The following is a 13,999-nucleotide window of genomic DNA, read 5'->3' on the forward strand; positions in this document are numbered from 1 at the left end:
TTTCACCCTTAAATTTCTACTTTATATTTTTGTGAATCTTTAGTGTACGATTAATTAAAGAATAAGCAAAAACTTGAACTATTATCATTAATGGTAACATTAGTGCAATTAACCACATTGTCCATGTTTGACTGGTTAATCCGCTCGAAGCTTTAAGTATAGTTAAATTCATTTTATTTTGTCCTAATATTAAATTAGGGTAAATACTATAAAAGAAATTAATGATAAATGTACTAAACGAAATAACTGTTGACCAAAATGCAATTCTTTTGTTCATTTTAATATTTGAGATATGTGAATATACAAGAGCACCAAAACTGATTATTAATAGTATATAAAAGTGAAGTTGAGCTTTATTAAATATAGGGTAGTGAATATTTAATAAATACCAGCTAAGAATTAGTAATATATAAAGAAGCCAATTTACATATTTTAAAATATTATTTGCTCTAGAAACTATGTTAGTATTATCTAAATTTTTTATAGTTCTCTCAAGACCGATTTTTACGCTAAATGTAAATATTGAAAGTCCTCCAATAATAGAAGTGATATTTATTAAATTACTGAAGCTTTGTAGAATATTAAAATTACTATCAATTGTAATCTGAGTGTGTGATGAAAATAAAATCATACCAAGAATAACTGGTGGGAATATGCTGCTTACAAATAAGGCATTATCCCAAAATCTATTATAAGATTTTATTTTCCATTTTCTTCGATAATCAAATGCAACGCCTCTAAATACAAAAGTTATCCAAAGTAAGAAAAATAATAAATAGTAACCTGAAACTAAAGCACCATACCAAATTGGAAATGTCGCCAAAATTAAAGCAATTGAAGTTACATACCATGCTTCGTTGCCACCCCATACAGGGGCTGAAATATCTATTAATTGATTTCGCTCATCATCATTTTTGGTAATAAAGGGTAGTGATATTGCTATACCAAAGTCAGTTCCATTCATGACAAAGAATGTAGAAAATTCACTAACTATTAAGAAAAATAAGACAATTTGTAAATGACTTATGCTATTCATGAGTGAATACCCCCTTTGCAAAAGGATCAAAAATAGTTGATGTATCCTTTTTTATTTCAGGCACGCCAGTTAACATTAAGTTATGATTTACTTTAATCATATTAAATAATAAGAATGCATCAATCAGTACTATTAATGTTAATGAGATTCCAACTTCAACAGGTTTTAAGTTTGCAGAAACACTGTCATATTGAGTAATTATTCCATAAACAACAAATGGATAACGTCCAACTTCTGCAACCACCCAGCCTAAGAATGCTGTAATATAAGGGAGCCACATAGCGTAACCAAGTAATCTTAAAGTTTTTTTATGTGTTGAAAAAGCATCATGATCTCGGAATAATAACAATGCAAGTGAAACAACTATTGTCATAAATATATATCCAAAATAAAACATCCAACGCATCGACCAGTATAGTGTATGTACTTGTGGATACCATTTCATTTGTCCATCATAGGATTTGGCAACATTTTTGTTAAATTTTAAATCATAAGTTTTGGCAATAGTTTCCATACCGGGTAATTGAACCTTACTATTGAAGTTTCCAGTAGCAAAATAACTACTTAGTCGCGGAATGTCTAGAGCCTTTGTTGTATGATTTTTTTCATTAATTAATGCAGCGGCAGCCCAAGGCGCTGGTTGATTTTTAGGTGTGTCTTGCCACAAAGCTTCCATAGCAGAAAATTTCATAGGTTGTCCTGCAGCTATAGTTTTACCTTGTCCATCTCCAAAATAAGGTTGCATTAAAACTGCTGGGAGGGCAACTAACATACCGATCATAATTGCACGTTTAAATAATTTTGCATCGCGATTATGAATAATTTGCCAAGCAGCAATTCCCATTGTTGTAAATCCGCCGATTATAACTGTGGCAATGAAAACATGCATTGCCTCAGGTAAATATTGAGGATTTTGTAAGACGTTAATAATACTTGTTAAACGTGCGCGACCATTTTTGATTGTAAAACCAACAGGATTTTGCATAAACGCATTTATTGCAATAATCCAGACTACAGAAAATAAAGATGAAAATAAGATACTTGCACCAATAAAGAAATGTAGTTTTCTATTAATTGTTTCCCAAGTGATAATCCAAACTCCAATTAAAGTGGACTCCATAAAAAATGCAGCCATACTTTCAATTGCTAAAGGAGCACCCATTATATCCCCTAAAAATTTTGAAAGACCTGACCAATTTAAACCAAATTGAAGTTCCATGAACAAACCGGTAACAACTCCAGTCGCAAAACTATATAGAAATATTCTTCCATAGAATTTAGCTAAACGACCGTAGTTTTCAGCACCATTTTTTTTAAAAGCATATAATGACTCTAAAACAACAGTTACCAGCATTAATCCAATTGATGTTCCAACAAACATAAAATGAAATCCAGCCGTGATGGCAAATTGCCATCTTGAAAGAGTTGTAGTTAATAAACTTATACCCATAACTGATAAAGTCATAATAATTCCTCCCCATATAATATTTACACGTTTAACTAACTTAAAAATACAACTATTTATGAAAAAACACAAAAAATTTATAGAATTATAAGTGAACAAAAAGTGCATATTATAATGATTTGGTTGTTCTAATGGTCAATAAAAAAATCACTTATTAAGATTATATTTAAAAATGCGTTCACTTAATTTATAAATATCATTGTGAATATTTAACAAAGTGAACATTTAACTCGACATATATTTCAAATAAAGACCTTTATATAAGTGTTTTATACTATTAATTTTATGTTGATTAATTCACAATCGTATGATAAATTTAATTCGTAACGAAAGGTTATACAAATTTTTATTAAAAGGGGAAAAATAATGGCAACAATTTCAGTTACACCAGAGCAACTTACTCAACAAGCACAAGTATATCTTCGTGCAAAAGAAGGTATTGAACAAGAAATTCAAAAAATTAATTCAATGAATAATACCATTCAACAAGAATGGAAAGGTGGAGCTTTTGAGGGTTACTTGGAACAATACAATCAGTTGTATGGACAAGTTAAACAATTTGAAGAATTACTAGTTAATATTAATTCCCAATTAACTCAATACGCTCAAACTGTTGCAGAACGTGACGCGGATGACAAAAAACATTTTGGAATTCAATAAAAAGTTATACTATTAAAAAGGCGTCAGCACAAATATGCTGATGCCTTTTGTTTAGGGGATAAATGTGGATATGAAAAATAGTAAAAAAATTATTGGCACCTTAATAGCAGTGTTGCTATTGGGTTTTATTCTTATATACGGAATTTTAACTAATAAAAATGTACATAAAATAAGTGAAAATAAACAAAGCACTATCAGATATGTATTAGTCAATGAAGATACCGGTGCAAAATTCCATAATCAAAATATTACACTAGGGAAAAATTTTGTTAATTTAATTAATCGGGATAATAAAAATGTTTGGCAAGTCGCGCCCTATAATGTAGCGGAGGCAGGATTTAAGAATGGATCTTATGATGTCGAAATTATTCTACCGCAAAATTTTTCTCAAAGACTTTTGAATTTGGAAAGTATGGATCCTCAAAAGGCACAAATTACATATAAGGTTAAAGAGGGAACAAATGAAAAAACAAATAAAGCAATTGAAGAAAAAGTTGGATTAATACTTAATTCATTTAATCAGAAGATAATAAAAATGTATTTTTCTAGCGTATTAGGTAACTTATCAGAAGCGCAAAGAAATGTTAATGGAATTGTAAATGGTGAACAAACAAGTCAAGATTTTTTGACTCTGAATATTCAACAGCCTTTTTCAAACTTGCCCAATGGATTTAAAGATGTAATAAGCTCAACGTCAGAATTAAAGGATGAAAACAGCTCTTGGAGTGACCAACAGAATGAGTTTTCTAAAAGTACACAAAATTTACTAAAATCTACTGGTTCAGACCTATTAAAAAATTCATCTGATTTGAATAAATATGTTAATTTGCAAAATATCATTAGCAAAATTAATCAAAGTAATGCTTCGGATGTTGTTAAAAACCAGTCTGAGTCTGATACTTCTATATATAAGGGATATTATGATTCCTATGAAGAAGTTAAGAAAGCAAATTTTAATAAATTAGAAAATAGTGAAAATGATGAGAAATCTGGACTATTAGTGGATATGCAAAAAGATGGAGAAAATTTCCGTGATATGCAGCAAAAAATTAATTCAAGTTTGGGTGATTATACAAGTAAGTTAGAAGATATTAAAACAAACTTAGCTGTACTGAGAGACCAAACTAATATCATATATTTTAATGGAAAGGGTACCAATGCAAGTGATGATGATGTAAAAACGGCTATTAGTAATTTGGTTGATAAAAATACCGATGATAATAGTAACTCTATTTTAGATAAAAAGTATATCCAGGATATCAGTGATGATATTCATAATTCAGCGATACCGGATAATTTAGACATCATAATTGATAACTTATTAGAAAATGGAAAAATAACTACTGAAGAAGCAGATCAATATAAGGCTGAATTCAATATTGTCTCTTATTATACGAATATTGATTTGAATAAATCTAGTAAAAAGAATAATACTAAAATTACGCGTAAAGATGATACTTATACTGATAACAAGTTGACGACAACCTTAAGTATTGATACCTCAAAGGATACAATTATTAGTTTGAAGTCTGACGATGATAATGTTGTGATTAATGATTTAAATAATGTGCTTGATCAAATTAATAGTCAAATTAAAGAAACAGGCGCAAAAGCAATTCAAAATGATGATGTAATTAAAATAGTTCCTAACCAAGACGAAACAAAAACTAATAAAGTATCAGTCACATTTAATTCTAATTTAAGATGGAATTTTAATGATGAGGAAATGAAAGAAGCGTATAGAAGTAATTATATAAGTTGGAGTGTTTCTACTAACAATGAGAAAATGCTACAAAGTGATAGTTATTTAAGTTTCTACACAGAAGATGATAATTTAGAAATTCAAACAGTCCTAGATGAAATGGATAAGTTAAGCAGAATTAGTCAAAAAATTATTACTTTATATGGATCTTTTAGCGATGGAAGTATGGATGCCATATCCTTTGATAAAAAATTGCCAAATCAAAGTCAGAATATATCTATCGGCCAGTTAGCAAAGTCAGACTCATTATTTAGAGAAAAAATAAGTGCAAATGATATCTCATCAATGATACTTAACCAATATCGTGAGAATGGACAACAGATATTTGATCAAGTTAATAATCAATATAATGATGTACTTAATACTTATACTAGTGTGAAAGTACTTAGTTTAGTTATGAGTGGAACACCAAATAAATTGTTAGAACAAAAGGATAAAGTTCAAAATTGGTATGACACAGCTAATTCTGAACTAGACAGACAATATAAAACATGGAAAGACAATCCTAAGCTAGATATTAATTATAAACAATATAATGAAAATGAGCAGAATCAAAGTAATAGTATTTATTTTGATGATGAATCGGGAAAAGAATTAAGTAATCAAATTATTGAGATGAGTAAAAATGCCAATGAGCAAGCACTTAGCACAGCAGAGAGTTCTGCAAAGATTGCATCTCTAGAGAGTCAATTTTCAAATTTGGTGAAATCAACTCAACAAACTAACAATGATGCTGAAAAAGTATTAAAAAATACTAACTCACTTGTTACTAATGTTTCAAAAACAACCGGAGACAATAAGAATTATTCATATAGATTTAGTAAAGTATTAAAAAACACACATAACGGAGGGGCGGATAATCCACACGTTTTTGAATTTTTAGTTAATCCATTAAGTAAAAAGGGTAAATATATTAATAATTTGGAATCAATGTCCACAACTCCATATTTAATGACAATTTTAACAATACTAGTATCTTCTGTTCTTTTAGTTGCTTATGACACTACACTTAATAAGAAAACTTCAAGAAATAATATCTTATATTTGTTATTATTGTCGGCTATTTCAAGTATTGTAATGAGTTTATTAACTTTTAATATTAGTGAATCTCAATATAAACTTGCATGGACGATTTATACAAGTTTAGCAGGATTATTCATAGTGGTAATCGAATATGTAATTTGGAAACTAATACCGCGAATTGCTCCATATATTTTGGGAATAATTATAGGTTCATACTTGATGCTAACCCCAGTTTTGGGTATATCTATTCAAAAAGACTCTTTCTTAAGTATATTTAGCGATTATTCTCCATTACAGATTGTGGAAAATGGATTTTCTGAAATTATTTTAAATAGAATAAATATTACAATACCAATAATTCTAATTTTGACTGTATTTCTTTTAATAGCTATTTATTATTTAGTACTAAACCAAAGAAGAAAAAAGGAGCAGATAATTGCCTAAAAAATTAATGTTTGTTCTTATTTTGTTTTTGTACATTACCATATTTTACTTTCCTCAAAATACTAATGCCGCTACAGGCGATTTAAAAATAAACAACGATGTTATAGAAAAAAATGATAAAGATAAAGAAAATGGCACTAATATTATTTATGATGTTATGCCCGACATTTTTTTAAATGATAGAAATAAAAGAGAAAAAGTGCAAAACTCTGATTCTCAAAAAGAAATCAAGCAAGTTGAAAAAGATATTTTTAAGGGAAAAAGTAAGATTGATAAAAAAAAATATCAAAAAATTGTTGGACAACAAATTGCTTTTAAAAAGAGTCAAAATGAAATTACAAGTAAGAAAGAAACAAGTTCAAGCTCGATTCCTACGTGGTTAAAATGGGTATTAAGTTCTGTGGTAGTTATTGTAGCTGCTGTAATAGGAATTTTATTGGGTAAGAGATATTCAAAAATATTTAAAAAGGTGTAGCTATGAAAAAACGAGAAACTATAAATATTGAGTTGAAGTATAAAGATAGAACATTCGATTTAAAAATTCCTAGTGAAGTATCTAAAAAAAGATTAAAAGAGTTATTAGCTGAAAATTTGAAACAATTAAATGTTGCCTTAAAAAAAGATTGGAAACTCAATTTAATCGGTAAAAATGTAAAATTATCTGATGATATAACGCTAGATAAATATCCAATAAGTGACGGGGATCGTTTCATTATTGAAGAATAAAGGAAATTAATATTATGCAAATAACAGATGGATATACGAGTATTGAAGCAAACTTAAAGAAAAATATATTCCAAATACAGCTTAGTCCTAAGCAATACAAAATAAGTGGAGTGGAAATCATTAAAAACACTTTGCATTCCAATAGCCTACTTTTAGCAGGAAATATTGAAGAATTATCTCAAAGCAAAGCGATTATAAGTTATGAACTACCTAAATTCACAAAATCATTGGATATTGTTAGAAATTCAATGAAATATTCGCAAAGAATAGCGCTTGCTTTAAAACTAAATGTTTTGAACGATCAATCATGGATGCTAAAGATGCCGATGAAATAACATCATTGCTGCAAGAACAATATCGTAAGGTTACAGCAGATCAAATTCCCGTTAAAAAAAAGAACTATGCAGTATATAAGTATGGGTTCGTGATTTCTATTGTTTTATTAGTTGTATTAGGCGGATTTATGATCTATAGGGTTGGAATTAAAGAGCCAGCTCAAAATCGAGTTATTGATAGTCAGTCAGCTTTCATGTCTAGTGATTACAACAAAACAATTGATATATTGGAAAATGATAATCCGCGTAAGTTATCAAAACCAGCTCAATATATATTAGCTACAAGCTATATAAATTTAGATAATTTAACTAATAAACAAAAAAAGATGTTATTAAATAATATTTCACCACAAAGCGACAGTAATACACTTCTTTATTGGATATATACTGGACGAGGTGATTTTAAAACAGCACTTAATCTGGCTAAGAATATTGGAGATAACCAATTGACATTATACGCATATACAAAACTCTATGATGTTACAAAAGCCGACAATAATATGAACGGAAGTAAGAAACAAAAACTATTAAGCAGTTATAGAATAAGTATTAAGAAATATGTAAAAGAATTAGGGGGCAAGAGCAATGGTATTGAAAAATAATTTTCTTAGTTATCCGCAAGCTCCTAATTTTGATGATCAAATAGTTCCATTAAATGATATTAAATACGATATTTTTAGTTTTGGTAAGCAATTTGAACATCTTGAATTATCTAATAATCAGACAGTCAACAGGTTTAATCATATTTTTCAAGTAATAGACGATGAATTATTGATAGATAAAAATATAAATCCGTCAAAAAAAATTAATGATTTAACTATTATTAAACATGAAAATCTCCGAACGATTACTACTTCATTGCCCAAACAGCTAATCACTGTATCAAATGATGTAAAAGCCGATATTAAGCTATCTAAAAAATCATTTATGAGTATTATTCCGGTATTTAGTAATAAAGACAGAATTATTAACTACAAAATTAATAATATTAATGAAAATGAATCAACCTATTTTAATGGAAAATTAGTTGAACAGTTGAATACGAATTTTTTTGTTGGTGATCAAGTTGTTATTGCAGGTGTTGTGTTTGAACTTCGTCCAAATCAAATGAAGATAACAGAAATTAATGGTAAATTTGATTTTAATACAAATGCCTTAATTTCAGAAAACAATGTTTTAGAATATCCTCTGGAATTTCCAAATTTCAGAAGAAGCCCACGAATTATGCATCAAGAACCTACGAATAAGGTGACTATCAGTCAACCCGAGTCTTTAGAAAAAGAAGGTAAAAATGATATATTAAAAACTCTTTTACCACCGTTAGGGATGTTAGCTGCTAGTTTTGCTACTTCTGTTTTGAGTGGAAGAAATCCTTTAATGATGTTAGGTATGGGTGGAGCCAGTATTATAACAATGGGTATTTCAATATCGTCTTATTTCACTAATAAAAAAGAATCAGAAGTTCAAAAGAAAGAACGAGAAAAAAAGTATCAATTGTATACAATTGATAAGACTTCAGAAATCAAGAAATTAGCTGATAAACAAAGATACTCATTGGATTATCACTATCCAAATATGGAGAGTTTAGCTACTTTAATTAATGAGTACAATCCGAGAATATACGAAAAAACTAGTAATAACGTCGATTATCTTAAATTTTCTCTAGGTACTGGTAAAGTCAATTCTAGTTATAAAATTGACTTTAATTATGATGACCAAAATAAAAATGATCCATTAGTAAAAAATGTGCAAGAAACAATAGTTAATGAATATCAATCATTAAAGGACGCACCAATAATAACTTCGTTGAAGGAACAAACTTTTGGGCTTGTAGGAAGTTACCCCAACCTAAAAAATTCTGTACAAACAATGCTATTGCAAATTGCAACATTTCATTCATATCATGATGTACAAACATTGTTATTAGTACCAGAAGGTGAATATGAGAGCGATTGGAAACAGTGGCGTTGGTTACCACATCTTAAGATGGAAGAGTTAAATATTCGAGGGCTTGTTCACAATGCACAAAGTCGAGATATGATATTAAATAGTTTTTATCAACTTCTTAATAAAAGAAAACAACAAGTAAAGGAAAATGAGAGAGAAAAAATTCAATTTTCTCCACACTATATTTTGATAATCCTTGATGATAGTTGGTTAGCTGGTCATGGTCTTAACGAATTCTTGGCAGAAGATATGAGTAAATATGGTGTAACTGTTGTTTGGGGTAAAGAAGATACTTCAATGTTGCCAGAGACAGTAACTACACTTATTAAATATAATAGTGAAGAGTCAGCACAACTTGTTAACGAAAATAAAGTTTATGTAGACAAGGATTTCAAGCCTTATAAGTTACCGTCAAATTATGAATTACCACAATTGATAAGTAGATTGGCTAACCTTAATCACTTAGAAGTTGAAAAAAATGCTATTCCAGAAACGGTAACTTTTTTGGATATGTATAATGTCAAAAAAATTGATGAATTAAATATTGAAGATAGGTGGTCTAAAGCTAATACATCAAAATCGTTGGCAGTTCCTTTGGGGCTACGAGGTAAAGATGACTTAGTTTATTTGAATTTACATGAAAGAGCTCATGGACCTCATGGGTTAGTTGCAGGTACTACAGGATCAGGTAAATCTGAAACTGTACAAAGTTATTTACTTAGTTTGGCGGTTAATTTTGCTCCTGAAGATGTTGGCTTCTTGCCAATTGACTTTAAGGGTGGGGGAATGGCTAACTTATTTGCTAAGTTACCTCACTTATTAGGATCAATTACTAACCTAGATGGTGCCAGCTCTGCCCGTGCATTGGCAAGTATTCGCGCTGAATTACAAAAACGTCAGCGCTTATTTGGTGAATTTGGAGTTAACCATATTAATGGATATACCAAGTTATACAAAGCCGGTAAAAATGAAACAAATCCAGATGAAAAAAAGAAATATCCTACAAAACCAATGCCACACTTATTCTTAGTGTCTGATGAGTTTGCTGAATTAAAAGCCAACGAACCAGATTTCATGGCTGAATTAGTTTCAACTGCACGTATTGGACGTTCACTTGGTGTTCATTTAATTTTGGCAACACAAAAACCAAGTGGTGTTGTTGATGATCAAATTTGGTCAAATTCAAGATTTAAATTAGCTTTGAAAGTACAAGATGTTGCCGATTCAAACGAAATTTTGAAAACACCTGATGCAGCTAGCATTGTGGAACCAGGTAGAGCTTATCTTCAAGTTGGTAATAATGAGATTTATGAATTATTCCAAAGTGCATGGAGTGGAGCAGATTATGACCCCAATAAAAATATTGAAAAGAAAATTGATGAACGTATGTGGTTGATTAATGATTCCGGACAAGCTGAGCTCCTAACTGAGGATTTATCCGCTGATGATGATGTGGTTGAAGTAAAAAACGAAGATAAAAAAACACAACTGGATGCAATTGTTGACAGTATCGCCGAAATTTCAAATAAAACAAAAGCAATTCTTCCCGACAAACCATGGTTACCACCATTAGAAAAAGCAATTGCTACTCCAGTAATTAATCCAAAAATTGAATGGTCAAATGAACGCAATTTATCCGTTCCTATTGGATTAATGGATATTCCAAGTAGACAAGTGCAGGAGCCTTTATACTTTGATTTTAATGAGATGAATCATACAGCTATATTTGCTAGTCCGGGTTATGGTAAAAGTAATTTCTTACAGACATTAGTTATGAACTTAGCCAGAAAAAACACGCCAGAACAAGTTCAATTCAATCTATTAGATTTTGGAACTAATGGATTATTACCATTGGAGAAATTACCACACACTGCAGATTTAGCAAGATTGAATGAAAAAGAAAAATTATTCAAGATGTTACAAAAGATGCGTTCAGAAATTGATAAAAGAAAAGCTGAGTTTCAAAAAGCTGGAGTTGCCAGCTTAGTTCAATTTGAACAAAATCAATATGAATTACCAATAATAGTAAATGTGCTAGACGGATATGATGCAGTTGTTGAGGATGACAATCGTGATGAAATTGATAGTGTTGTATCGAAAATTTTACGTGAAGGCTCCGCGGTAGGAATTTATTTAATAATTTCAGCAAATCGTTCAAACAGTATAAAGATGTCAATGATGAGTAATATTGAAACTAAGTTAGCATTATTTTTGGTCGATGAGAGTGAAGTTATGGATATTATCGGTCGAGATAGAATAATTCAACAAGAAATTATTGGACGAGGTCAGATCAAACTTGACCAAGTAAACGCTTTTCAAACTTACTTACCTAACAATGAAACTGAACCTTTGTCAATTTTGAATGCAATTAATGAAGAAGTAGCTCAATTGGATGCTATGTGGGATGGAACACGTCCAGAGCAATTACCAATTGTTCCAGAAGAATTTGATATCGATTACTTCAATACTAAGGTTAATGATTGGCAAAAAACGGGAAATATTGCGTTAGGACTAGCAATATCTGACACTAGTCCACTAGGTGACATAATTGAAAAAAATGAATTTTTTGTTATGTCACACACATTAGATGAACAACTAGAAATTCAAAGAAGTGTATTATTCAATCAATTAAGTCATATTAATAGTAAAAAAATATTAATTGATTTTGAAAGTGAAATTTTAAATGTAAGTGTTTTCAGCGAAGTGATTAATAACGAACAGGATAAAATTAATGAAATTAAGCAACTGATGGCTGATTATGTTAAAGCAACTCAAGACAATAGAGAGTTGTCAAAAATCTATGTCTATATTGCTGATTTAGAGAGTTTCTTGAAAGAGTCAAACTTTGCTACAGATGATTTGAAGCTTGTATTAGATAAAGTATATAAATCTGGAATGCATATTATTATTCAAAGTATGGAAAGCTTTATTGGTAAAAGTTATGACCTAACAGTGCAAGCCATTAGAGAACGAGCTAAGTCAGGAATTGTTAGTTCAAGAATTACTGATACAGGACTAATTGAAGCTATGGGAAGTAGTATGGAAGCTTCAATTAAGAATAATGAAGCGTATTATTTTGAATCTCGTGGAAGAAAATATTCTAAAATACGCATGGCTGGAGAAAAGGGATAATTTATGAAAAAAGGAAAAAATACAAAAATTTATATAATAGTTGTCGGAGCTTTTCTTGTATTGAATGTATTAAGAGTTGGTATTAAAAGTTGGATTCATAATAGAAGCGAAGAAAATATCGCTAGGACTGAATCTCAAATAACTAAGGAGTACGAAAAAAAACGCAAAAAAAATTACGAAAAATATTTACATCACAAATCCGATGACACTAAGAAGTGGCGCTCTAAAGAAAATAGCATTAAGGATATTAAAATAGCTCAAAAAAACCCGGATGGATCTTATAGTGGAGGTGCAACAGTCCAAGAAATCATTAATGAATTTGGGAAACCTAGTAAAACATGGGATGTTTCCGAAAGTAAAGGTGCCCTAAAATTGATGATATGGAGCGATGGAATGGATGCTATATCATATGATTGTGTTGAAGTGACGATTACTAACGATACTGATTATTCAAAAGCACAAGTAGTAAAAGTAGAAAATAAATTAATAAATCAAGAAGAGGATTAAATTATGAAAGCACTAGAATTTTTACCATTAGGATCAATCGTAGTATTGAAAGGTGTTGTTAAAAAAATAATGATTATTCAACGGGCTGTACAAGTGAAACAAGAAGATAGCAGTACCAAATATTTTGATTACGGTGCTGCGCTATATCCAGAAGGACTAGTTGACGACAAAATTGTGTACTTCAATCATGACGAAATTGCCAAGACAATCTATCCAGGTTATCAAGATGGCGACGATAAATTGATGCAAGAACAAATAAATGAGGCTCTAAAAACATTAGATGATGATGGTAATATCGATCCGTTTGCCGAAGTAAGGGAGAATGAGGATGAAGAAGCAAGATAAGATAGATAAGTTAACAAAAGCTATTTCTAAACTATCCAAACAACAAGAAGCTTTAGAAAACATCAAGACTAAAGGTCTTATGTATGCAGGTACACGTAAGTGGATGGGGACTCAGAATTCTAAGTTCTTACAACACTATCAGTATTTCATGAAAGATGTATCTAAGATATCTAAAGATATTGAAAATGCAATTTCTGACTATCAAGAGAAAATTAATAGTTTGTATGGAACTGACGATGTAATGAATCACTATAATAATAGCGTTAATCATTACTATAATTCACCACATTCAACGTACGGTAATGGAACTAATAATTATGGTAATGGATATTAGGGAGAATAAAAATGGCAAAAGTTGGAATTAATGTAAATGAATATTTTAATGAAGTAGCAGTAGCCAAAGCATCGGCAACTAATTTGACAACAAAAAATGGAGTTGCTAAACCTACAAAACATTTAAACGTTAATTCAGTTCATAAATTATGGAATGAATACGACAACTTAACGAATACTATCAATGAATACGCAAAACTTGTAGAACATGATATATCAAGATTTCATCAAGCAGGTAAGAATAAAATTGAATTAGACAAATCATACAGCAAGAAATAATAGGG

At 30.0% G+C, this 13,999-nt stretch carries 13 protein-coding genes; 11 read left to right on the forward strand and 2 right to left on the reverse strand.

All coding sequences use genetic code 11. The features are described from left to right. Positions 1 to 16 precede the first annotated feature (16 nt). Together cydB and ACUV9F_RS03425 are read right to left on the reverse strand one after the other, a co-directional pair. Positions 17 to 1,036, reverse strand: coding sequence for a cytochrome d ubiquinol oxidase subunit II (cydB, locus tag ACUV9F_RS03420; protein WP_446184283.1), 1,020 nt, complete (start codon positions 1,034 to 1,036; stop codon positions 17 to 19). Then, positions 1,029 to 2,501, reverse strand: coding sequence for a cytochrome ubiquinol oxidase subunit I (locus ACUV9F_RS03425; RefSeq protein ID WP_446184284.1), 1,473 nt, complete (start codon positions 2,499 to 2,501; stop codon positions 1,029 to 1,031). The genes cydB and ACUV9F_RS03425 overlap by 8 nt, the downstream gene beginning before the upstream one ends. A gap of 366 nt (positions 2,502 to 2,867) precedes the next feature. Here ACUV9F_RS03425 and ACUV9F_RS03430 point away from each other — a divergent pair, with 366 nt between their 5' ends. From ACUV9F_RS03430 to ACUV9F_RS03480, 11 genes are all read left to right on the forward strand, one after another. Beyond that, entirely contained in the window at positions 2,868 to 3,161 is a 294-nt protein-coding gene (locus ACUV9F_RS03430; protein WP_446184285.1) for a WXG100 family type VII secretion target, read from the forward strand. A 70-nt stretch (positions 3,162 to 3,231) separates the two neighbouring features. Further along, a complete protein-coding gene (gene esaA, locus ACUV9F_RS03435; protein WP_446184286.1) occupies positions 3,232 to 6,390 on the forward strand; it encodes a type VII secretion protein EsaA in 3,159 nt (1,052 codons plus the stop codon). After that, the gene (locus ACUV9F_RS03440; protein WP_446184287.1) at positions 6,383 to 6,865 is read left to right on the forward strand and encodes a hypothetical protein; all 483 of its coding nucleotides are present in this window, start codon (positions 6,383 to 6,385) and stop codon (positions 6,863 to 6,865) included. The genes esaA and ACUV9F_RS03440 overlap by 8 nt, the downstream gene beginning before the upstream one ends. Before the next feature lie 2 nt (positions 6,866 to 6,867). Next, entirely contained in the window at positions 6,868 to 7,116 is a 249-nt protein-coding gene (locus tag ACUV9F_RS03445) for an EsaB/YukD family protein (RefSeq protein ID WP_446184288.1), read from the forward strand. A gap of 14 nt (positions 7,117 to 7,130) precedes the next feature. Continuing rightward, positions 7,131 to 7,451, forward strand: a complete 321-nt coding sequence (locus ACUV9F_RS03450) for a hypothetical protein (protein WP_446184289.1) — start codon at positions 7,131 to 7,133, stop codon at positions 7,449 to 7,451. Next, the gene (locus ACUV9F_RS03455) at positions 7,421 to 8,053 is read left to right on the forward strand and encodes a type VII secretion protein EssB/YukC (protein ID WP_446184347.1); all 633 of its coding nucleotides are present in this window, start codon (positions 7,421 to 7,423) and stop codon (positions 8,051 to 8,053) included. Before ACUV9F_RS03450 ends, ACUV9F_RS03455 begins: the two co-directional genes overlap by 31 nt. Then, positions 8,037 to 12,530 carry a type VII secretion protein EssC gene (gene essC / locus ACUV9F_RS03460; RefSeq protein ID WP_446184290.1) on the forward strand — a complete coding sequence of 1,498 codons (4,494 nt, stop codon included), beginning with the start codon at positions 8,037 to 8,039 and terminating at the stop codon, positions 12,528 to 12,530. Before ACUV9F_RS03455 ends, essC begins: the two co-directional genes overlap by 17 nt. A gap of 3 nt (positions 12,531 to 12,533) precedes the next feature. Then, positions 12,534 to 13,037 carry a hypothetical protein gene (locus ACUV9F_RS03465; protein ID WP_446184291.1) on the forward strand — a complete coding sequence of 168 codons (504 nt, stop codon included), beginning with the start codon at positions 12,534 to 12,536 and terminating at the stop codon, positions 13,035 to 13,037. A gap of 3 nt (positions 13,038 to 13,040) precedes the next feature. Then, positions 13,041 to 13,382 (forward strand): DUF4176 domain-containing protein, encoded by a 342-nt coding sequence (locus tag ACUV9F_RS03470; RefSeq protein WP_446184292.1) that lies wholly within the window; start codon positions 13,041 to 13,043, stop codon positions 13,380 to 13,382. Continuing rightward, the gene (locus ACUV9F_RS03475; RefSeq protein ID WP_446184293.1) at positions 13,366 to 13,716 is read left to right on the forward strand and encodes a hypothetical protein; all 351 of its coding nucleotides are present in this window, start codon (positions 13,366 to 13,368) and stop codon (positions 13,714 to 13,716) included. Before ACUV9F_RS03470 ends, ACUV9F_RS03475 begins: the two co-directional genes overlap by 17 nt. 11 nt (positions 13,717 to 13,727) lie before the next feature. Then, positions 13,728 to 13,994: a hypothetical protein gene (locus ACUV9F_RS03480; RefSeq protein WP_446184294.1), complete on the forward strand. Its 267-nt coding sequence runs from the start codon at positions 13,728 to 13,730 to the stop codon at positions 13,992 to 13,994. Positions 13,995 to 13,999: the final 5 nt, after the last annotated feature.

Source organism: Daquilactobacillus linshuiensis, from assembly GCF_052828685.1.